The 21,878-nt window shown below is 50.7% G+C and carries 21 protein-coding genes, 1 tRNA gene and 1 riboswitch; of the genes, 10 read left to right on the forward strand and 12 right to left on the reverse strand.

Annotated elements, in window-relative coordinates; translation table 11 throughout:
- Positions 1-94: 94 nt before the first annotated feature.
- Together msrB and IE073_RS11435 are read right to left on the reverse strand one after the other, a co-directional pair.
- Positions 95-613 carry a peptide-methionine (R)-S-oxide reductase MsrB gene (gene msrB, locus IE073_RS11430; RefSeq protein WP_189585901.1) on the reverse strand — a complete coding sequence of 173 codons (519 nt, stop codon included), beginning with the start codon at positions 611-613 and terminating at the stop codon, positions 95-97.
- Positions 614-699: 86 nt separating this feature from the next.
- A complete protein-coding gene (locus IE073_RS11435; RefSeq protein ID WP_189585904.1) occupies positions 700-1,728 on the reverse strand; it encodes a 4-hydroxybenzoate octaprenyltransferase in 1,029 nt (342 codons plus the stop codon).
- Positions 1,729-1,749: 21 nt separating this feature from the next.
- On the opposite strand from IE073_RS11435, the gene IE073_RS11440 reads away from it, so the two are divergent.
- Entirely contained in the window at positions 1,750-2,478 is a 729-nt protein-coding gene (locus IE073_RS11440; protein ID WP_189585907.1) for a 16S rRNA (uracil(1498)-N(3))-methyltransferase, read from the forward strand.
- Positions 2,479-2,489: 11 nt separating this feature from the next.
- On the opposite strand, the gene IE073_RS11445 is transcribed toward IE073_RS11440, so the two are convergent.
- Positions 2,490-2,909: a BLUF domain-containing protein gene (locus IE073_RS11445; protein WP_189585911.1), complete on the reverse strand. Its 420-nt coding sequence runs from the start codon at positions 2,907-2,909 to the stop codon at positions 2,490-2,492.
- Between the two features lie 911 nt (positions 2,910-3,820).
- Here IE073_RS11445 and IE073_RS11450 point away from each other — a divergent pair.
- The 3 genes from IE073_RS11450 (at position 3,821) to IE073_RS11460 (ending at position 6,689) form a co-directional block, all read left to right on the forward strand.
- On the forward strand, positions 3,821-4,228 hold the full coding sequence (locus tag IE073_RS11450; RefSeq protein ID WP_189585914.1) for a UrcA family protein: 408 nt from the start codon (positions 3,821-3,823) through the stop codon (positions 4,226-4,228).
- A 167-nt stretch (positions 4,229-4,395) separates the two neighbouring features.
- Complete coding sequence (locus IE073_RS11455) at positions 4,396-5,868, forward strand: flavin-containing monooxygenase (protein WP_189585917.1); 1,473 nt, start codon at positions 4,396-4,398, stop codon at positions 5,866-5,868.
- Positions 5,865-6,689, forward strand: coding sequence for an SDR family NAD(P)-dependent oxidoreductase (locus tag IE073_RS11460; protein WP_189585920.1), 825 nt, complete (start codon positions 5,865-5,867; stop codon positions 6,687-6,689). The genes IE073_RS11455 and IE073_RS11460 overlap by 4 nt, the downstream gene beginning before the upstream one ends.
- 22 nt (positions 6,690-6,711) lie before the next feature.
- On the opposite strand, the gene apaG is transcribed toward IE073_RS11460, so the two are convergent.
- Positions 6,712-7,161 carry a Co2+/Mg2+ efflux facilitator ApaG/CorD gene (gene apaG / locus IE073_RS11465; RefSeq protein WP_233350034.1) on the reverse strand — a complete coding sequence of 150 codons (450 nt, stop codon included), beginning with the start codon at positions 7,159-7,161 and terminating at the stop codon, positions 6,712-6,714.
- A gap of 196 nt (positions 7,162-7,357) precedes the next feature.
- Here apaG and IE073_RS11470 point away from each other — a divergent pair, with 196 nt between their 5' ends.
- The 3 genes from IE073_RS11470 (at position 7,358) to IE073_RS11480 (ending at position 12,547) form a co-directional block, all read left to right on the forward strand.
- On the forward strand, positions 7,358-8,380 hold the full coding sequence (locus tag IE073_RS11470; RefSeq protein ID WP_189585926.1) for a 2'-deoxycytidine 5'-triphosphate deaminase domain-containing protein: 1,023 nt from the start codon (positions 7,358-7,360) through the stop codon (positions 8,378-8,380).
- A 145-nt stretch (positions 8,381-8,525) separates the two neighbouring features.
- Positions 8,526-10,520, forward strand: a complete 1,995-nt coding sequence (locus IE073_RS11475; protein ID WP_189585929.1) for an alpha/beta hydrolase family protein — start codon at positions 8,526-8,528, stop codon at positions 10,518-10,520.
- A gap of 74 nt (positions 10,521-10,594) precedes the next feature.
- On the forward strand, positions 10,595-12,547 hold the full coding sequence (locus tag IE073_RS11480) for an alpha/beta hydrolase family protein (protein WP_189585933.1): 1,953 nt from the start codon (positions 10,595-10,597) through the stop codon (positions 12,545-12,547).
- On the opposite strand, the gene IE073_RS11485 is transcribed toward IE073_RS11480, so the two are convergent.
- Positions 12,548-13,489 carry a radical SAM protein gene (locus tag IE073_RS11485; protein ID WP_189585935.1) on the reverse strand — a complete coding sequence of 314 codons (942 nt, stop codon included), beginning with the start codon at positions 13,487-13,489 and terminating at the stop codon, positions 12,548-12,550.
- Between the two features lie 134 nt (positions 13,490-13,623).
- Between IE073_RS11485 and IE073_RS11490 the strand changes: the two genes are divergently transcribed.
- Entirely contained in the window at positions 13,624-14,055 is a 432-nt protein-coding gene (locus IE073_RS11490) for a hypothetical protein (protein WP_189585938.1), read from the forward strand.
- 9 nt (positions 14,056-14,064) lie between these two features.
- A complete protein-coding gene (locus IE073_RS11495; RefSeq protein WP_189585941.1) occupies positions 14,065-14,256 on the forward strand; it encodes a helix-turn-helix transcriptional regulator in 192 nt (63 codons plus the stop codon).
- Here the strand turns inward: IE073_RS11495 and IE073_RS11500 are convergent.
- From IE073_RS11500 to IE073_RS11525, 6 genes are all read right to left on the reverse strand, one after another.
- On the reverse strand, positions 14,253-14,966 hold the full coding sequence (locus IE073_RS11500; protein WP_189585944.1) for an ABC transporter ATP-binding protein: 714 nt from the start codon (positions 14,964-14,966) through the stop codon (positions 14,253-14,255). The genes IE073_RS11495 and IE073_RS11500 overlap by 4 nt on opposite strands.
- Complete coding sequence (locus IE073_RS11505) at positions 14,963-15,931, reverse strand: FecCD family ABC transporter permease (protein ID WP_189585947.1); 969 nt, start codon at positions 15,929-15,931, stop codon at positions 14,963-14,965. Before IE073_RS11505 ends, IE073_RS11500 begins: the two co-directional genes overlap by 4 nt.
- Positions 15,928-16,695, reverse strand: a complete 768-nt coding sequence (locus IE073_RS11510) for a substrate-binding domain-containing protein (RefSeq protein ID WP_189585950.1) — start codon at positions 16,693-16,695, stop codon at positions 15,928-15,930. Before IE073_RS11510 ends, IE073_RS11505 begins: the two co-directional genes overlap by 4 nt.
- Positions 16,696-16,733: 38 nt before the next feature.
- Positions 16,734-17,621, reverse strand: coding sequence for a dTDP-4-dehydrorhamnose reductase (gene rfbD, locus IE073_RS11515; protein WP_189585953.1), 888 nt, complete (start codon positions 17,619-17,621; stop codon positions 16,734-16,736).
- Positions 17,618-18,187, reverse strand: coding sequence for a dTDP-4-dehydrorhamnose 3,5-epimerase (gene rfbC / locus IE073_RS11520; RefSeq protein WP_189585956.1), 570 nt, complete (start codon positions 18,185-18,187; stop codon positions 17,618-17,620). Before rfbC ends, rfbD begins: the two co-directional genes overlap by 4 nt.
- 232 nt (positions 18,188-18,419) lie before the next feature.
- Positions 18,420-18,496 (reverse strand) — tRNA-Arg (locus IE073_RS11525).
- A gap of 82 nt (positions 18,497-18,578) precedes the next feature.
- Here IE073_RS11525 and IE073_RS11530 point away from each other — a divergent pair.
- Positions 18,579-19,568, forward strand: a complete 990-nt coding sequence (locus IE073_RS11530) for a TraB/GumN family protein (RefSeq protein WP_189585958.1) — start codon at positions 18,579-18,581, stop codon at positions 19,566-19,568.
- Here the strand turns inward: IE073_RS11530 and IE073_RS11535 are convergent.
- On the reverse strand, positions 19,565-21,511 hold the full coding sequence (locus IE073_RS11535) for a TonB-dependent receptor plug domain-containing protein (protein WP_189585961.1): 1,947 nt from the start codon (positions 21,509-21,511) through the stop codon (positions 19,565-19,567). The two genes, IE073_RS11530 and IE073_RS11535, sit on opposite strands and share 4 nt — an antisense overlap.
- Positions 21,512-21,628: 117 nt before the next feature.
- Positions 21,629-21,849, reverse strand: a riboswitch (cobalamin riboswitch).
- Positions 21,850-21,878: the final 29 nt, after the last annotated feature.

Consider the following 21,878-nt stretch of genomic DNA (forward strand, 5'->3'; position numbering starts at 1 on the left):
CGGCCCCACGATGGGACGGCTATTAGACATAAGTAGTGACGCGCATTTTGTGTTTTGACAAGCCCGAAAACACGCGCGGCCAAAGTGTCGCGAATTAGGCCTCTACAAAGTCTAGCGCGACGCCATTATTGCAATAACGCAGGCCTGTCGGGGCTGGGCCGTCTTTGAAAACGTGACCCTGATGCCCGCCGCATCGCGAACAGTGATATTCGGTGCGGGCCATGAACAGCTTGCGGTCAAGTTTGGTGCCCAGCGAACCTTCGATGAAATCAAAGAAGGACGGCCAGCCTGTGCCGGAGTCGAATTTGGTTTCGGAGGTAAACAACGGTAGCGCACAGCCTTTGCAGACATAGGTGCCGACCTTTTTGTTGTCGTTGAACTCGGAGGTGAACGGACGTTCTGTGCCTTCTTTGCGCAGCACGCGGAACTCGGCGTCTGTCAGGCGCTCTTTCCATTCGCGCTCTGAAAGGTTGGCCCAATCGGTATTTGAAGTTTGTGTCATGATCTTGCCTTCTGAAGATTCGGCGGTTGATGTCGTTTGCGAGCAAGCAGCCAAGGCGAGGGCGCCTGCGCCCATCGTTAATCTGTAACTCAATTCACGTCTGGTCAGCATGGAATTCTCCGTTTCTGAACGCTTTATATGTGTGCATACGCATGAGAGGCCAGACACGATGCAATCACGGTTGGGTGAGGCGTCAATCAATGCGGCGTATGCAAAATACCCATGACCCAAGCATTAAAGACTATGGGCGATAATATGCTTAAAACTAATATTAGGCCCAAGCCTCGATTGGATTTGAATAAATTCAGAGATAGTCTTGCATTGTCGTGCTGTAGTCTAAGCGCTTGCCAAATTAAATGTACAGCAGGAATTGCCAGCATGGTGACAAGCCAGAGGGGCTCTATCGTAATCATTCCTTCTTCTCCCGCATATTTTTCAGCGTATTTACCTGTTAGCGTGTTCAGTCCTTCATGGTGAATTGAGAAAAATGCGGCTGTGATGAATAAGCTATAACAAACCCCAACCCCAAGTTTCACCCGCCCACCAAACTTCCGCGCGGTGCTCTTAATCCCCACCATCGCGTCGTCTTCAATATCCTGACAGGCGTAGATCGTATCGTACCCGACCGTCCAAAACATCAGGCCGAAATAGAGAATGAACAGCGGAAGACTGACCGTTCCCGTTTTCGCCGCATAGGCGACCAAAATCGCCCAGTTGAATGTTAGTCCCAACCAAACCTGTGGGAACCAAGTGATCCGCTTCATAAAGGGATAAGCCGCGACGAGGGGCAGAGAGAGCAGGGCGATACCTTTGGCCAGCCACGGCAAACAGAGCCAGACCAAAAACCCAATGCCGATTTGCGCAAAGGTCCAACTCCAGGCTTGCTTGGATGTGATCGTGCCTGCGGGCAGTGGGCGCAGCGCCGTGCGCTCGACCTGTTTGTCTAAATCCTGATCAACGATATCATTATAGGTACAGCCCGCGCCGCGCATGGCGATTGCGCCAATCAAGATTAACACGGCCCAGATCATATCCGTCCAAGCCAAGCCGTGGCTTAACCCCGCAAAGGCCAGCCCAATCCAACCCGGCAGCGCCAGCAACCAATAGCCCACGGGACGGTCCAAACGCGAAAGCTGTAAATATGGCCGTATCCCAAGGGGCGCGCGGTTAACCCAATGGGATTTCGCTGAATCTTTTACAGCTTCAATTTCGGTGACAGGTGACATGACCCGCTCTATAGCAGGCTCATGCGCGAAAACTATACGCTTCCAAGACTATATGTGCCCGATGATTTATCGGCAGATGTGCAAATCGAGCTGCCGCGCGAAACCGCGCATTACCTCACTAATGTTATCCGTAAATCAGTCGGAGATTCCGTGCGTGTGTTTAATGGCACAAGCGGCGAATGGCGGGCCGAAATCGCGTCGTCGGGTAAGAAATCTGCAACGCTGGTCGTCGCGAAACGCTTACGCCAACCCACCGCCGTTCCCGATGTCACGCTCCTCTTCGCGCCTGTGCGCAAACATCGCACGGCCTTTATGATCGAAAAAGGCACGGAACTTGGCGTGCGGACCTTCCAGCCCGTGCTCACGGCGCGCACCCAATTCCCGCGTCTGAATATCGATAAAGCCCGCCTGCAAGCTATAGAAGCCGCCGAACAAACCGAACGACTCGACGTACCAAAGATACGCGACGCGAAACCGCTGTTAGATATTTTGGCCGCATGGGATGACACGCCGATCTTATTTGCCGATGAGGCAGGCGATGCGGAACGCGCGCGAGAGGCTTGCGCGAAACTCGACGCGCCGCTGGCGGTACTCATTGGTCCAGAAGGCGGATTTACAGACGCCGAACGCAAGGAGCTGCGTGCGATACCTAATGTCCATCCTGTTACCCTAGGCCCCAGAATTCTCCGCGCCGATACGGCTGCGATTGCGCTGCTGAGTGTTTGGCAAAGCGTCAATGGGGATTGGTGATCGCAGTTACCTCAGAGTTTACCGCCTATATAGCCATCTATAATCAGTCGAAGCTTTACCGATAGGTTAGGGACAAGCGCGGCGTTCAAGCTCTCTTGCGTCAAGGGTTTGATTTCGGGCGGGACATTATCGGGCATAGCGCTATGTTTGGCCCACACGCCGTAATCAGGAAATTCGCGCGTTTCGATAGTTTGAGAGAAGTGACGCAAGGTCGAGCTGGCTCGAGGGTCCTTCACGAACGCCGTATAATAATTCTCATTGAGTTCGCTTGGCCCTTCAATGATATTGAGATGCTCGTTTTCCACGACGAAAAGCCGGCCTGTAAACCCCAACGTATTGCAGATCGTATCGTTCTTAACGCCGATCGCAATGTAGTCTTCAATGGGTATTTCGCCATTCAAGTGTGTTGTGAATATGATCTGTGATAACAAAACTGCCCCAATTCTGTACGCCCACACCCTGTTTACTTCGAATATGTCCCAAGGGAACCAATAAAAGTCGAAGCCTGATCGTTTCAACACCTGTCCCGTTTTTTCAAGAAGTTGTGAGGTTAGTTTTCAAGGCTTTGTAACAAATTCACAGAGAATGATCCTCGCCACAAAATGTCGTGTCATACTACCCAGGTTCTTTCGGACATGGGACAGGTGAGACGTCGCTTACTGGTTCGAAAGGCTGTGTGTGAAATAGGACTGGTTTGACAGCTTCGCCTATTATCTTACGCATTGGAGCCTGACCGCATGCGCGGCTGTGTTCGATGAGTTGAGGCCTTGGTTTCAACGAGACGGCGCAAGCGGTGGAGCGGGAGACATACTAACGAGGCCTTTGCGTAAAACGTCACAGCCGCAGGGTTATCTCTTGCGTAAAACAAAGTTTATTATCTTCGGTACTCCGTCGCGAGTGCTGACCCTGCGGGCTGTCCCGCTTTCCCCGTGTTGACGGCGGCACCTAAGTTGAAACCAAAGTTTTAACCGGGGTCGCGGCGATTTCGGCTGCGCAATGATGCAGATGGATGCAAAATGCGCCAAAACTGCCCCCGATTTGTCGAAGATGGGGGATCGGCGTCGGTATCGCAATCATCATTTGATTTTTCACTTCACGCAACAGATTAATTTTTCCATCGTCTCCTATTGGATGATGAGACAAGTTGAATTAGGCGGCCAGCATAAAACTGGGACCGCTTTTTAATGCTATTAAGTATTTGTTTTTGTTATGATTTTTTGCATATCTACATCTGCAAAATTGGCTGTACCGACTTTTAAAAATCTGTGTTTTAAAAAGATGGCGGCGAGGGTGTGACCTCACCGCCTAACGCAAAATACGCATCAATAGAAAGGTCCTTCCAATGCGCATCAAACGAAAAATGAGTATCGCTCCCAGTGTCGTCGCCGTCAAGAATGCTGGCCTCGCCATCGCGTTACTGGGCGGTTTATCTGCCGTCGCTATCCCAACAGCCGCCAGCGCCAGCAGCGCGAATCTCGTCGACGCAAAGTTCACCGTTCGCTTTAAAGTTTCCCAGCTCGCAGAAGAGGGCGGTACAGAAGCCATCTATGCGAAGATCGAAAAGAAGGCCAAACGCGCCTGTATATCCGTCAAAGAAGCTTCAGAAATTCTGGGCGAAACCTTCGATGAATGCGTCGATGATGTTATGAACCAATTTGTAATCAGCGCGAATGTGCCGGCGCTCATCACGTATCACGAAGCAAAAACGCAACCCGTTGAGGCAGAGAAATTTGCATCAAATTTGAATTAGATTGAGAAGCCAAAACCTAATGGCGAACGGAGTAAACGAACCGAGCTGATTTCCTGAAGTCGAAATCAGCTCGTGTTCTCTCCTGCATAGATCTCCATCAAGGGCGCATGGGCGCTTGGTCGATATTGAACACTGACATATCGAATGTCTCCGACTAGACCAGTGTCATGACGGAACATTTTGATACCTTAATTGTTGGCGCGGGTTTATCTGGAATCGGCGCAGCCGTGCATCATCGTCGCGATTGTCCTAACCGCAGTTTCGTCATCCTCGAAGCCCGCGAACGTATGGGCGGAACCTGGGATTTATTCCGCTACCCTGGCATCCGCTCTGACTCGGACATGCACACGCTAGGGTACGACTTCAAACCCTGGACGGACGGCAAAGCCATTGCCGACGGGCCGTCTATTTTGAGATATATCAAAGAGACGGCCGCCGAATATGGGATTGAAGATCACATTCGGTATAATGCCAAGGTCAAATCTATCGATTGGAATTCCGACGCGGCACATTGGGTTGTCACTCATGCCGACGCATCTGGCGCAACGACAACGCTGACTGCGAATTTCATCATCTCGGCGGCGGGCTATTACAGGTATGAAGAAGGCTACAACCCGCATTTTGAAGGCCGCGAAGATTTCAAGGGCGACATCATCCACCCGCAGCATTGGCCAGAAGATTACGACACGTCGGGCATAAAAATTGTCGTGATTGGATCGGGTGCGACCGCCGTGACCCTCATCCCCTCGCTGGCGCCCACCGCAGTGCATGTGACCATGCTCCAAAGGAGTCCGACTTGGATTGCCTCACGTCCAGATACCGATTGGGTTGCTAATTTTCTCCGGAAAATTCTGCCAGAGAAGACTGCCTATAAAATTTCGCGGGCCAAAAACATCGCCTATTCGCGCTACGTCTATAATATGGCGCAAAGAAAACCAAAGAAGACGGGCGACTATTTATTGAAACAAATTCGAAAAGAATTGGGTGAGGATTTTGACGTCGAAACCCATTTCACACCCAGCTATAATCCCTGGGATCAGCGGCTTTGTCTTGTCCCAAATTCTGATTTGTTCAAAGCGATGAAAGCGGGCCAAGCTAGCGTTGTCACAGACCATATTGAGCGATTTGTTCCTGAGGGTATTTTGCTCAAATCGGGAAAAATTTTAGAAGCCGATCTGATTGTGACCGCGACAGGGTTGAACGTTGTCGCTGCGGGTGAGACTGAAATCGCGATTGATGGTGTCGTACAAACTATTGGCGATAAATTTGGTTATCACGGTCTCATGTTTTCGGATATTCCCAATATGGTTTCGATTTTTGGTTACACTAACGCCAGTTGGACTTTGCGGGCAGATTTAATCTCTCGCTTTAGCTGTCGTTTGATGAACTACTTGGACGCTAATGGACTGGACACGGTGACGCCGCACGCCCCGGATGACTTAATCCCGCGTCAGTGGGTCGATTTTTCGGCGGGTTATATCACGCGTGTTGCGGATAAATTGCCAAAACAAGGGGATCGTGATCCATGGCAAAATCGTCAGGACTATAAGTTCGACAAAGAGGTGCTGATGAAATCAGCTCTGGAAGGTGATGGCTTAATATTCTCATCTTCGACCGCCATGCTGGAGGCAGCGGAATGAGTGTTTTCAAAGACAAGGTCTGCGTCATCACAGGGGCTGGCTCTGGAATGGGGCGGGAGCTCGCTCGCCAATTGGCCGCACAAGGCGCAGTCCTCGCTCTGTCAGACATAGATGCCGATGGGTTGGGTATGACGCGTGAAATGGTCAGCGCGGGAAATCGCATTTTGGTCGACGTCATGGACGTGTCGGATAAACAAGCCGTCATCGACTACCCAGCTAAAGTCGAAGCCGCGCTCGGACCCGCAGATTATGTCTTTAATAACGCAGGCATGACCCGCGTTGGCGACGTTATGAATACGCCGCTCGAAAGTATGGAGCAGGTTATAGATGTGAACTTTTGGGGCGTTGTACGGATGACGAAAGTCTTCCTACCGCAGCTCGTTCAAACCAAAGGCGTCGTCACGAATATCTCCTCACTATTCGGCCTGATCGCCTATCGCGGCCAAGCCCATTATTGTGCGTCAAAGTTTGCGGTCCGCGGATTCACCGAAACGCTTGCCTTGGAAATGGAAGAGGCTGGAACAGGTGTCGGCGTGTGTTGCGTTCACCCTGGAGGCGTCAAGACCAATGTTGCGCGCAATGCCGAAGTTGATTTCTTGCCTGAGGGCGTGTCCCGCGACGCGCTGGATGAGGATTTCGACGAGTTGGCGATCACGTCTGTCGAAGATGCGGTTAAGACAATCTTGGACGGGACAGCCCGACGCAAAAAGCGGATTTTAATTGGCAAAGACGCGAAGGTCGCGAGCTTTCTACAAAGGCTAATGCCTGTGCGGTATCAACGGATCTTAGCGAAATATACGAAAGACCGCGCCCAAATTTAAGGGGTAACGCTCGCAGAATTATTTAATTCAGCCGATGCGCATCATGTGGGCTGTCCAGAAGGAATGTCGGAACGACAATATCAAAGCTGGCGCCTTCGGTGTTTTGAACCGTGTAAGAACCGCGCATCATACCAGAAGGGGCGGTTAAAGGTGCGCCCGACGTATAGCGGAAGGTTTCTCCAGAACGTACCACAGGTGTTTCGCCAACGACGCCTGCGCCGCGAACTTCTTGTACCTGACCGCGACTATCTGCGATTTGCCAAAACCGCTCCATGACAGTTAGATCATGCTCACTTTGATTGACGATTTCGACCGTGTAGGCCCAAATAAAACGAGAGTCTGATGGGTTGGATTGCTCAGCTAAAAATTCCGGCGCAACGCGGACAACCACATTTTCAGTGCGTTGCTCATATTGGGCTGTGGGTAAATCAGACGACAATTCACATTCCCCCTCGGTTACTCTCTCGCGCACGCCCCACTCCGTTTTGCGACCTACGAGTTTGGCGAAACTGCCTCATTCGTGTCTCTCTCGGTTTTGACCCTGACGAAGGATTGTCGCACCTGCAAGGGTCTTCCTCAGTCGAATGAACCGAAAAATGCAGCAAAAGCATGTACATATTTATGAAGGGACCCGTTGCGCCCTGCGCTTGGGGTGATAGCTTAGCCCCATGAAACACGGGATTTTGCCACGTCAGAACATTGAGCAGCTTGTTGCGAAGGGCCATATTTTAGGCCTTCAGGACGATGCAGATCACCCGCCATCCCTACAGCCGGCAAGCCTTGATCTCTGCCTCGGTGATACGGCGCTGCGCTTACGGGCCAGCTTTTTGCCCGGAGGCGGCGTAAGCGTTGAGAGTGCGGTCGAAAACATCGTCATGCACCGCGTGGATTTAAAAGGTGGGGCTGTTTTAGAAACAGGCTGCGTCTATCTTATCCCGCTACGTGAGAGCTTGAATTTGCCGACTGATATTGTCGGTTTGGCCAACCCAAAGAGCTCCACAGGACGGCTTGATGTTTTCACCCGTGTAATTTGCGATGGCGGTGAACAGTTTGACACCATTCCAGCTGGATATAAGGGCCCGCTCTACATGGAAGTCGCGCCGCGAACTTTCCCGATTCTTGTGCGGCCAGGCGATCGTTTGGGTCAAATGCGGTTTCGTCATGGTCCACACAATAACTTGCGCACTCAACATGTGAGTATTGATCTAAAGGGTGACGGGACAGGTTCCCCCATCGGATATCGCGCCAAGCGGCATTCGGGGCTTGTTGATATTCGCGGCCTCAAAGCCCATCAAGCGTCTGAGTTTTGGGAGCCGCTTACCGCGCCAAATGGAACGCTCGTCTTGGACCCAGAGGAATTTTACATCTTGGCGAGTCGCGAAGCCGTCGAAATTCCTGTCGGTGAGGCAGCTGAAATGGCGCCTATCGCACCGGAGATTGGGGAGTTTAGAGCTCATTATGCGGGGTTCTTCGATCCAGGTTTTGGCGTTTCTGAAGCGGGCGGCGAGGGCAGTCGCGCCGTTCTAGAAGTGCGGGGCCGCGATGTCCCGTTTTTATTGCGTCACGGCCAAGCTGTCGCGAAGCTTGTTTTTGAACCTATGGCTGAGAGGCCTGATCAGCTGTATGGCGCCCAGGGCAGTCACTATCAGAGCCAAGGCTTACGGCTTTCCAAACACTTCACATCCGATTAGGCGCCTTTAATCTTGATAAAGATACGGTCGAATGGCCGTTTTGATCGAACCTAATTCACTAAAATATATGCAAAATAGCAGTCATCGACTTGCAACCTTACCGATTTTCCTCACTACTCAAGGAAAGTATTTTTAAGGTAGTGTTATGAAAATTGGCGGATTGGCTGGATCACTTTTATTGAGTTTGTCGTGTGTTGTGACAGCGGGCTTTGCCTCTGCCGCGCATGCCGCGCCGCCCGCAAAGGCTTTTGGCGAATTACCCGTTGCCTTTGATGCAGACATTTCCCCTGATGGCAAACGACTAGCAATCATTCTAAACTTGAATGGCAAATATTTCGTCGCGACGCGAGATACAGGATCGGGCTCTGTTGCGCTTGAGGGGATATCTCTCGGGCAGAACGCGAAGCCAAGATATGTGAAGTGGGTGAATAATGAGCGATACTTTGTCTCCTTCTTAAAGGCCGAGGAAATTGACGGCGTTCCATTTTCGATGGGCTATATTTACACGCATGACGTCGAGAAAGAGAAAGGTAAGATTCTCGTAAATCCGAGGCGCTATTTTAATCAATTTAACAACGTGATTGTAAATTGGTTGGAGAATGACCCTGAAAACGTTTTGATGTCTTATCCGAAGCCTTCATCTGGCCGTGCTGGTGGGACCAATATTAAGCGCGATGAAGGCCAGTGGCCTGGAATTTATAAAGTCAATGTTTCGTCTGGCAAAGACAAGCTGATTCAGGATGATCGACCTGATGTCGATTATTGGATGACAGACCCCAGCGGAGAGCCCCGAATCGGGCAAGGGCAAGACGAGGGCGGAAACGCGAACCTAATCGCCATTAACCCCACGACTGGAAAATGGGAAAAGGCTGATAGCTTTCCAGGATTGGAAGGTGACACGCCAATTTACACAGTCCTAAAAGGTGGGAAAGAAATTGTTATCGGTGATTATAATGGTCGCGATACGCGCGGACTTTACATTTATGACTTAGAGCAAAAACGCCGTACCCGAACCGTTTTCCACAATGAAGAGTTTGACGCGTCAGGCGTCGTTATTTCGAAGGACGGTGGCACCGTTATTGGTGCGAAATATGTTGCCGAGGAGGAAGAAACAGAACTTCTAGGCGCTTATGACACGTTGCTGACCGAAATGCGGGCGAAATATCCTGGGTTTTCTGTGCGGTTCATCGATCAGACAGATGATGGCCAAACCATTATCTTCCACCTTAGCGCGCCTTATGAGCCCGGCGGATTATTCACCTACACCAGGGGGCAGGGTGAACCTCAAATGATTGAGCGTATCTACCGAGGTCTGACGTCAAATGATATGGGCGACGTTGTCTCCGTGAAATATACTGCACGTGATGGCCAAAAAATTCCTGCCTTCGTGACTCTGCCGCCGACGATTACCAGCTCGGCGCAACTGAAGAATATTCCGTTTATCGTCTTACCACATGGTGGACCATATGGTCGTGACGAGAAACGGTTTGATTACTTCGCACAATTTTTCGCGTCTCGCGGCTATGGCGTGATGCAGATGAACTTCCGTGGATCGGCAGGATATGGTAAATCATTCAAAGAAGCGGGTCGAAATAATTGGGTCGTGATGCAAGAGGACGTCGAAGATGCGACGCGTTATCTCTTGAGTAAAGGCTATGCCGATCCTGACCGGACCTGCATCGCCGGCTGGTCTTACGGTGGATACGCTGCGCTTATGGGGGCCGCGAAAGACAATGACGGGCTCTATGACTGCGTCATCGCGATGGCTGCATTGACCGATATTGATGAAGCTAAAAAAGATATGAAGGATTATAAGGGTGGCCGCGCGGCCGCGAAAACCTTCTTTGGTGACTCATTGGCGGATCGAGAGGTTGCCAAAGCGAACTCTCCGGTCAATGTCGCAGACCAAATCAAAGTTCCCGTCTTCCTAGCGCACGGTGATCAAGATCAAAATGTGCGCTTTGATCAATTCACGAAAATGCGAAGATCCTTGCAGCGAGCAGGCGTCGACGGGACATATCTCGCCTTTGAAGATGAAGATCACTATCTTTCGAACCAAGCCAATCGCGAAGCTTTTTTTGAAGGGATGGAAGCGTTCTTGCTGAAAGTGAATGGCCCATCGGAATATATGAAGAAGTAGGCATCTCCGATTGCTCAGTCAGTCGGGTTAGGTTCGGATTGAGCCGCATCAAATAAGGGAATTGAGATTTGAATATGACCCGATTGAAATCCTTGGCACTCTCTAGCGTTTTGACCTTCGGCGGTTTGGTTGCGCCATTTAGCGTCGCGCATGCCGCACCACCCGCGAAAGCTTTTGGCGAATTACCCTTAGCCTATGACGCGGACCTGTCTCCAGATGGATCCAAATTTGCCGTTATCGTAAATGGTAAAGGAACTTATTATGTTGCCACTATGCCAATAGATGCTTCTGCGGCCAGCATGGAAGCAATTTCCTTAGGGCCAGATCTACGCCCACGTTATGTGAAATGGATCAACAATGAGCGCTACGTCGTCGCAACTGAGAAAAGCCAAACCTACCGCAGCACACCTTTTACAGTGTCCCATCTTTTTACAAAGTCGTCAGACGAAGAGAAGCCACAGATCGTCCTGAAATCACAGATTTTTCGACAATTTAATGATCGGGTCATTGATTGGCTTGAGGATGATGAAGACCATATCCTGATGGAATACTCTAAAACAGAGTTCGACCCCTATCCAAGTGTTTATAAGGTGAATGTGGCAACAAGGCGAGATCAACGTGTCATGCCTCGACGCGAGGGAATCGAAACATGGATCACCGACGATAAAGGTATCCCCCGGATCGGTCGGGGACGGAGCGAAAAAGGGAAATGGAATATGCGTATTTTTGATCCCAAAACCGAGCAATGGGATAGTCATAATGGCTACCCAGGACTCGATGCGGACACGCCTATTTTCAGTATTTTGAAGGATGGCGCCGAGTTGATTATTGGTGATTATAATAATCGCGACACGCTGGGCCTTTACATTTATGACCTAAATCAGAAACGGGTTACGCGTGAGCTGTTCCATAATGACGAATATGATGCGTCAGGCGTTGTTGTCAGCACCGATGGTGAAACTGTCATTGGTGCAAAATACACCGCTGACAAAGAACAAACAGAGTTGCTGGGCGAATACGGAACGCTGCTGACAACTTTGAGGGCAAAAATTCCAGGCTACTCCGTCAATTTTGTAGATCAAACCGACGACGGCAAAACAATGATTGTTCGCATTTCGTCGCCTTTTGACCCAGGCGGGCTTTATTTTTATTCCCGTGGAGATGCTGGTCCTTCCATTCTGCAAGAGACCTATAGTGGTCTCCCTTCAAGTGAGATGGGCGATGTGGTTGCCGTGAAATACACGGCACGGGATGGCCAGAAAATTCCAGCTTATGTCACTTTGCCACCGACAATTAAGCAAACCTCCCAACTCAAAAACCTTCCTTTCATCGTTCTTCCGCATGGCGGTCCATATGGCCGCGATGAAAAGCGGTTCGATTATTTTGCGCAATTTTTTGCAACACGTGGATATGGCGTGATGCAAATGAATTTTCGGGGATCTGAAGGCTACGGCAAGTCTTTTGAAGATGCTGGTCGCGACAATTGGCTAGTTATGCAAGAGGATGTGGAGGACGCAACGCGTTATCTGCTACGAAAAGGGTATGCGGACCCTGAACGAACCTGCATCGCGGGCTGGTCCTACGGCGGCTACGCTGCGCTGATGGGGGCTGCAAAAGACGATGATGGACTTTATGATTGTGTGATCGCAATGGCCGCTCTTACAGATATCAATGATGCGAAGCGTGATCTCAAGAAATACCGCGGTGGGAAACATGCCGCCAAAACATTTTTCGGCGAGGCTATGAAAGATAAAGATGTTCGGAAAGCGAACTCACCCGTTCACGTCGCAGACAACATCAAAGTGCCCGTATTCATTGCTCACGGCGATCAGGATGAAAATGTACAGTACGATCAATTCTTACGCATGAGACGTGCACTAAAAAAGGCAGGCGTGAAAACAACTTCTATGGCCTTTGAAGACGAGGACCACTTCCTGTCACGTCAAGAAAACCGTGAGGCCTTTTTTATCGGCGTTGAGAAATTTTTGACCGAAGTGAACGGCCCGTCCGAATATATAAAAAAGTAATTATGCGGAGCAGCTCGCGCCGCCCAATACGCAAAATTTTGCGCAATGAGGGTGGTTGAGGGCGACTGGTCCCAGCGCTTCTTTCAGTGTTTCACCAGTCTGAAATTGCGGGTCGTCCCACAATAAGGTGCAGGCCAATACGACGGCACGCGGTTCACCTTTGCGTCGCACAATCATACGTGAAGTCGCGCACATCATAGTGTCTGGATGGATATCTAAGATGCTCCAACAGGCGACCGTTATCTCAGGGACATCAATTCGCTCGTCCATTTCGGGGAAGAGGAGAAGTTGCGCTGGATTGGACGCTGTGACTCTCCATCCGTGGGCTTGGATGAGCGCTGAATATCCTGCGCGGGCGTCAGCTTCATTTTCTGAAAACATCGCGCGTCCTGCGATATGAGTTAGGAAGTTATTTTCAGTCAGCCAGTTCACCCCTGTGACGGCAATCTCAAAACTTCCCTGTCCACGCTCGGTATCGTGTCCTTCTTGGGTAAAATGATCCAGGCTGACACGAAGCGTCATCTTTCCCGGAAACCTACGTCTTAAGTCCAGCAGGCCAGCCTGTACGCGCGGACGCATCATCGGTTTCATGGCGTTGGTAAGTACGAGCAAGCTGTGACCGCGTTCTAGCGCCATTTCTGACAAGCGGATAATATTTGGATTTAGATAAGGCTCACCACCCGTAAAAGCGATTTCAATCGGCCCTTGCTGCATCGCATCGATTTCGTCGAGATAGGGTGCCATATCCTCTTGCGTCAAATAGATGAAATGATCCGCTGTGGGAGAGCTCGCAATATAACAATTGGCACACTCAATATTGCATTGGGAACCCGTATTGAACCAAAGCGTCTCCAGCGTTTTGAAAAAAACTTGCGCACGTTTTTCTCCTTTGGCGGTCACTTCGGGGTCTTGGAATTTCTTTGGGTCGATTAACGCGTTCATGCCAGCCTCTTACTGAAGTAAAAAAGCTATGTCTCACACAAAACTGTGTAGTGAGGTAAAGTTCGCTTGACATGTAAAGTCTCCTTGTCTAAGTAAAGGTCGCTTTACAGATTGAAGCCTTGAAGGAGACGAAAATGCTGACCCATAATAAGGGTAAAATCACGCCAAAGCTTGCGTCCCAGCGCTATATGAGATCAATGCTGGGCTTTTCACTTGGCTATGCTGGGGCTTTGATTGGCGTAACCTATTTATTGAAAACGATTGCCAACGCCCCTTTGCTTTACATTCTACTGGCTACGATCCTGCCGGGCCTGTTTCTTTTCGGAATGTTGTGGTCGATTTGGCGGTTCCTCCGAGAAGTTGACGAAGTGGCACGGCACTTCATTGTGCAGAGCATGATCATCGGATTATTTGGTATATTGGCACTCAGTGGCGTTTGGGGGCTGATGGAATTATTATCAGATGAGATACCTCGCTTACCGGTTTTTTGGATTTTCCCTGCGTTCTTCGCAGCATTTGGCTTCGCTGCTTGCTTTGGCCCAGGTCGCGGCATGGGTTTGAAGTAAGAGCTCATTATGGAAAATACACTGAAGACACTTCGGGCCGAACAAGGGTGGTCGCAAGCCGCGTTGGGGGAGCAACTTGAAATATCTCGCCAAAGCGTGAACGCAATTGAGACGGGGAGATATGATCCGTCTCTTCCACTCGCGTTCAAAATAGCCCGCTTATTCGGAAAGCCGATCGAGGAAATTTTCTCGGAGGACTAGCGGGCGATATTTCCATCGCGCGTAATTCGAAATACATTTCGCAAAATCTCTGGGGTCAGGGTCTTGTCGAAGGTGCCATCTGCTAATAAGTGACCTTCGCTCATCACCCAAACCCGATCGCAAAAACGCCTCGCTAGGGCCAAATCATGTAGGGCGGCGATAACGGTTGTCCCCTCACGGGAAGCGTCTCGCAGCACTTCCATGACAGACAGCTGATAGTAGGGGTCAAGTGCCGTGACGGGTTCATCGGCAAGCAATAGCGGCGCGTCGGTCGCGATTGTACGGGCCAAATGGACGCGTGTTTTCTCTCCGCCAGAGAGGGTCTTGAATGTTCGGTCTGCAAAATTAGAAATGCCGCATTTTTCCATTGCGGCTTCAACTGCCGATTGGTCGGCTTTGCTAATGCGCGCTAGCCTGCCAATATGCGGGGTGCGTCCAAGGGCAACAATATTGCGGACTTTATGGTCATCGGGTGCGACCGCATTTTGTGCCAGATAGGAAATTTGTCTTGCGCGATCACGACGGTCGGACGGAAGGTTCGTCGATCCTTCGTGTGGAATCAGTCCAGCCATCGCTTTCAAAAGGCTCGACTTTCCGGAGCCATTCGGCCCGACTAAGGCGATGAATTCTCCCTCTGAGGCGACTGCTGACACATCACGAACAGCAAGTTTCCCCCCAAACTTTACAGATATATTTCTCAGCGTAATCATGTTTGACGCCACGCAAGAAAGAGGAAAAAGGGTACGCCAATCAGAGAGGTGACAATCCCCAAATAAAGCGGCGTCCCTGGGCCTGCCGTCATCCGAATGAGCGTATCTATCAGGATTAAGAAAATTGCGCCGCCAAGGGCAGAAAATAGGATAAGCCAAGCTTCATCTGGTCCGATCACAAACCTTATAATATGCGGAATGAACAGACCCACAAATCCAATCGCGCCCGCAACTGCGACGCCTGAGCCGATACAAAGAGCGCAGCCCGCTACGATGAGGAGTTGCGTCTGAGAAACTGAAATTCCCAAGCTTTGAGCTGTCTCTTCGCCCAAGCCCAGAACTCTCAAGGCGGGACCAGAATAGAGAAGCAGCGCGAGACCTAAAAGCGTCAAGGGGGCCGCGAATATGACATCTGGTAGGTCGGCATTTTTCAATGATCCCATCAGCCAATAAATCAACTCCGAGAGCGCCCACGGGTTTGGGGCTAAGTTCATGACGAGCCCTGTGACAGCAGTAGCGAGCGCGCCAATTCCGATGCCGCCGAGAACGAGGCCAGAGGCTCCTGGTTTCCGGCGTGAAAATAATGTTATCGCTGTCGCGCCGACAAATGCGAAGAAAATAGCGGCCGGCGTCACGAATTTTGACAAGCCAAAATAAAGGGCGAGAACTGCCCCCAACGCCGCGCAAGCGGAGAACCCTAGCAATCCTGGTGCTGCCAAAGCATTTCGCGTGAAGCCTTGCAACGCCGCTCCTGATGCTCCCAATCCTGCGCCAACACAGGCGGCGAGAAGTACACGCGGTAGGCGAATCGTCTGGATAATTTCGTTAATGTCGGGGGTTGATTGACCAGCTAACCCAGCGAGACTATCGCGGAAATTGATTTGGGTCGTACCAAACCCAACGCTGATGACGACTGCCAAGGCGCAGATTGCAAATAGGCTGAGGCTCCAAGTTCGCGAATTCATAATTTTGCTAATTCGGATGATAATTGTACCGTCGCCTCAATCAAACCTGGACCTGCGCAAGGCCATAGTCCGCCATGAAGATCAATTCGTGGGAGTGCGTCGATCTTCCTGGCCAAACCGGCATGGCGGACAGAACGATCATTCACGCCCACATAATTTGAGCCCATAAAACTTGTGACAATCACATCAGGGTGAAGGGTCAATAAGGTTTCGGTGTCTGGCGACTGCCATCCCGGCGTTTGGATTATATTCGTTGCACCTGCAGCTTGAAAAACAGCATCCACAAATGTGCCGGTGCCTGCAGTTGCGCCCGATCGGTCCAGATAGAGTAAGCGCAAGTCCTTAGAGGGGTGTGGTAACTTCTCCAATTTCGCTTTTAAGTGTGGTGTCGGGTCGGTGACATTCAAAGATTTTGAGAGAATTGAAAAGTTCGTCCAGACCGTCGTAAAATCTTCTCCCCATGATAGATTTATATCGCCCTTTGTTCCTGCGCTGGACACAATCGTTGCATCTTGCCAACGGTGAAGACGTTCGGCGTCATCATCAATTTGAGGTAGGGATTGCAATGACTTCGGCGCGCGGGAGAGCGAAGACCGCGATTGCCAAGACAGCGCGGCCAAATGTGGCTCCAACTCAGGGATCGCCATCAAATATGTGTCTGCGCACAGCGTTGTGCTAACGATAGCATCCTTCGAAATTGCGGGAGAGGGCGAACCACAACCGGCCAAACCCACCACCATTAGAAATGTTGTGGCGCGAAACATCCTAAACACAAAAAGTTAAATCGGGGCGTAAGCTGGAATTATCCGTTCTCATCGCGCTCATCCAAAGCAGCTCGCAAACCAGCTTGCCATTCAGGCAGAGGATGACGAAATGTCCTCTCAAAACGTTCGGTGTCTAAAACAGAATATTGCGGACGTTCAGCGTCTGTCGGGTAATCTGAGGTTGGGATTTCGTCGACATAAACATCACGGCCTTCCGATTTAAAAATCGCCTTCGCAAAACCTGCCCAGCTGACTTCTTCGCCACTACCCGTAATGTGATAAACCCCTGTCTCTATATCCGGTTCTTCCGCCAAACCTTCTGCGGCTTTAAGAACGGCATGGGCCAAATGACCTGCATAGGTCGGACGTCCAATCTGATCATCGACAACCGAAACTTCGTCGCGTGTATCTGAAAGTTTCAACATTGTTGTCAGAAAGTTCTTGTTGATACCGTCAAAAATCCAAGACGTACGTAAAATGAGGGCCCTCGCCCCTGAGCTCAGGACGGCTAACTCTCCGTCGAGTTTGGACGCACCATAGACGCCCAATGGATCGGTATCATTGTCAGGGGTGTACGGCTGATCCGCTTCTCCATCGAATACGTAATCCGTTGAAATATGAATGATCGGGATATCGTGTTGGGCGCAGGCTTTTGCTATAACGGAAGGTCCTGTGCTGTTGACCGCATAGGCGAGATCCGCGTTAGATTCTGCCCCGTCCACATCCGTGTAGGCAGCGGCCAGAATGAGGCCGTCCAGTCCAGAGGGTAGGGCGGTAATGGCGGCTTCGATATCTTTGGGTGAGGACCTAAGGTCGAGCGCTTCCCGGTCCAACGCGATAATTTGGTGACCCAAAGCCTCGCCCTCGCGCAAAAGTGCTTGGCCCAGCTGACCTGTTTTCCCGATAACAGCTAAGCGTAAACTCATGCTTTTTGCTCATATTTGAAGGGTGAAACAAATGACGTGAATGGTGTGCCTTGATTGTCGCGTTCCGATAGAATGCAAGCGCCCGTTGTTCCCCAGTCAATATCTAAAACCGGATCATTCCAGATCACAGTACCTTCATGGTTTGGTGCATAGATTGACGTGCATTTGTAACCGACAATTGTGTCATCAACCAATGTTCTAAAACCGTGCAGAAAACCAGATGGAATCCAAAGTTGGCGATCATTGTCTGACGTCAATTCCACGGAAACCGATTTGCCGAAATTCGGAGACCCCACCCGTATGTCGACCGCGACATCGATTATTCCGCCTTGAAGACAGCGGACAAGCTTACCTTGACCATGTGGCGGCGCTTGAAAGTGCAAGCCTCGGATCGTATTAGCTTTTGCCGAAAGTGACTGATTGTCCTGTACAAAACTGACGTGCAGTCCTGTCTGTCGTTCAAATTTATCTTGTCGAAACGCTTCCATGAAAAAGCCCCGTGAGTCTGAGAATCGCCTCGGGGTCATGAGGATCACATCTGGGAGCGAGGTGGGTTCAGAAAGCATGGGATCGACCTACCCTCTGCGGCACTCCAGAGCAATCAGTGGATTTCCACTTAGTTCCGACATTCATAAATACCTCAAAGCCAAAACCTCATCTTCTAATAAAAGCTATTGTAGATTCTATCTCAGGGTTCGGAAGTCGTCAGCATTTCTCGGAGCGGGTCGTAATCCAATACCCTATCAGAAAATCGACGATTGTGCTCTTTACTAAACATGTGCGGGGTGGTGAATATAATGGCGCACCCGACAGGATTCGAACCTGTGACCTCTGCCTTCGGAGGGCAGCGCTCTATCCAGCTGAGCTACGGGTGCGTCTTAGAGGCGCTCCCTTAGCGCTGCATTGACGTGTTGTCTAGCAGTTGAAACGTTTCACCTTAACGTACACATGTTGGACATGAAACACGTCGTAACCTCTATTCTTTCGGCCGCGATATTGGTTGGATGCTCTCCATCTCCCGAGGGGGGGACGGCAAATGATTCTGTGTCTACCCGTGTGCAAGACGCTAGGACACGAAATGACGGGCCCGCGATGTGGGTCGCCAAGGATCATGACTCGACTCTTTATATTTTTGGCACAGTTCACCTTTTGCCCGATGATCTTACTTGGCAGCGGGATGACATGCGGCAGGCTTTTGATAACGCGGGGACGATCTTCTTCGAGGTTGATACTGGACCTAGGGGACAAATTGACGCGACAGTTCTTACGACGAGCTTGGGACTGCGAAATGACGGGCTGCGATTATCTGATCGTTTGGATAATTATCAGCTGAACCTTTTAGAAGCCGCGGCGAATAATGGTGGCCTGACGATTGCGTCGCTTGACGGTATGAAACCTTGGTTGGCGGCAGAATTTCTGACATTTGCGGCAGCGCAAAATGCGGGTTTATCTTCCGACTTATCTGCGGACGAAGCTCTGAAATCTAGAGCCTCACGTTCCGGTAAAAACGTTGTTTATCTCGAATCTCTCGAAGATCAAATTCGAGCGTCTGCTGACCTGCCTGAATTTATCCAATTAGATATCCTCACGGAGACAATGGAGCAATTTAGCATTCTTGGGCGAGATGCCACGGATATTGCGGAACAATGGTCTGTCGGGGGAACTGATTATCTGACCGAGAAACTCATTCGTCCGATGAAGGCCCGCGCACCGGAGGTGTTTAATGGCCTATTGCGGGACCGCAATCGAAATTGGGTCGCGCCGCTTTCGCGTTTCATGGATGATAGTGGAACCGGGTTTGTGGCTGTCGGAACTGCACATTTGTTGGGTGAAGATAGCTTGCTCACTGGGTTACGAGAGCAAGGCTATTCCGTACAGCGCTATCACGCTTTTAAAGGTGAAAACGTGATAGACACTGTGGATGCGAAGATTCAGCGTACGCGCTAAAAATCTAATTCCAGCCCTCCGAAGACGGCACGTCCAGCAGAGGTATAGCCAACAATTTCTTCATAGGTTTTATCAAGCAAGTTTGATCCGCGAAATGTGAGTGCCACTCGGTCATTTAATCGATAGCGCACATTTGCGCCAATCAGAGTGAAGTCGTCTAATTTTACATTTTGAAACGTCGCGAAATCGGTATCAAGTTGTGATCCATTATGATCTACGGCGACCGTGAGGGCGAGTTCGTCGATCGGGGTCCATGTGGCTGTTCCGCTGGCGAGGACTTTTGGACGACGGATTTCTTCGAGATCATTTTGTTCCGAATTTAGGAAACTGGCCGAACCCTGAAAACTCAGCGTGTCAGATGACCAACTTGCGGCAAGCTCCACGCCTTCGCGCGAACTATCTGTGCCCAAATTCATGACCGTAGAGCTAAAATCGAGATTAAATACCGTTGCGATTTCATCCTGTAGTTCGGACCGAAAGACATCGAGGCTCAGGTCTAAATTTCCGACAGATTGTTCATATCCAATGGACACGCCCAATGAGGTTTCAGGTTGTAAGTCTCGATTTCCCGTAAAACGCGACGCCGGAAAAAAACCGAAGAGCTCAACGAATGTTGGATTCTTGATGCCTGTTCCGACGGATGCTCTCAGGCGACCGTTCCAATCGAATCCATAGCCCGCACCCAAACGCCATGTCGTGGCATTATCGAACAAATCGTTGATGTCGTGTCGCGCAGACGCAGTGAAGGTTATGTCATTTGTGTTGAACCGATAATCGCCGGCGATTCCATATGTCCAATTATCAGGTTGGGCGCCCGCTTCGGTAAAGTTCGGGCTGATTTCATATTGTTCATGCTCGGCTTCACCGAGGATTGTGAGGCTGTGAGCGTCGGAGAAATCACGTTTCGCGGCCCAATTGGCGACATGGCGTGACCCGATGGAACGGGAGGAAAATCCGCCGACAGTCTCTGTGTCTGTTTCAACCATGTGTGCAGCGATTTTGTGATCAAATCCCGCGAGGGCAAAGCGCGCATCAATGCGGGCTGTTTCGGTTTTAACTTCTGTGGAATCAAATGTGTTATTTAAGCGCCCATTGAAATCGGAATCACTGTCGAAATCAGTTTCGCGTATGACACTTCGAAATTTCGTACTTAGGTTCACGCCGCCAATTTCAATGGCGTTCAAACCGACGCTGAACGCCCGAGATTTGGAACCATCTTTTTCTTCACCCAATCCAGAAATGTCGAACCCGTCAGTTGTGAAAAGATTTCCGTTCACGGATAAAGCAGCCTCACCGAGGGGGATGACAGCGCTCACCGCGCCTTCATAGGTTCCGCGGCTGCCGCCTTCCACACTCGCACGCCAGCCTTCTTGAGTGCTGCCCGCGCGGGTGATGATATTGATGACGCCGCCAACGGCGTCAGACCCGTAAAGCGCGGATTGTTCGCCGCGCAGCACTTCGATTTTCACGACATCCTCTGTGCGGAGGCCACCGAAATCAAAAGCGCCGTCGGCGGGGTTGGCGACTTCGACGCCATCAATGATTACCACGATATGGTTGGCTTCTGATCCGCGTAAACGGATTTGCGTAAGCGAGCCTGCGCCGCCATTTTGGCTGACGGACAGGCCGGGGACAGTGCGGAGTAGGTCTGCGATGACAGATTGATTGCGGTTATGGATTTCATCTTGCGTTAGGGTTGACGCGGGTGAAGTGAGCTCTTTGTTTCTAGAGTACCCAAGACGATCTGCGGTAACAACGATTTCTGCGTATCGGAAAGGAGACGGGTCGCACGACACTACAAGGATATCCCCAACTTTCGCGGCTTGTGCCTTTGCAGCAGCACTGGGTTCACAATGTTCGGCAGTCTCGTAATCTGCCTGAACCTGTCCCCAAGCTGGCGCTGCCATCGCGACAATTGCCGCGCTCAATAATAATCTCTTCATGTCACACTCCAAGGTAGCCCGCTCAAACAGAGTCGGGTGACGTTTGTTGTGTCGTCATTGGAGTAACCCGCACCATCGCGAGCTTTCCCATTGCGCATCGGTACATCCCGCCCGGGCGCGCTGGCGACTTTGTCGGCAGGTCTTCTGACTTAGCCCTCAAACAGTTCGCGACGTCTTCCCAAATCATATAGAAATGACCCAGTGACATGTATCGCGACCCTCAGGCCTTACAGCGGCGGGAGCCGTTGAGGATTTCACCCGTCCATTTAGCGTGGCGGTGTCACCCCATTCCCATGTTCGCACCTCGTTATAAGGTGACCGACAACGGCGCTCATAGACCAGCGCAGATACAATTCAAGTCGCATTC

It is taken from the genome of Litorimonas cladophorae (assembly GCF_014652455.1).
Lineage (GTDB): Bacteria > Pseudomonadota > Alphaproteobacteria > Caulobacterales > Maricaulaceae > Litorimonas > Litorimonas cladophorae.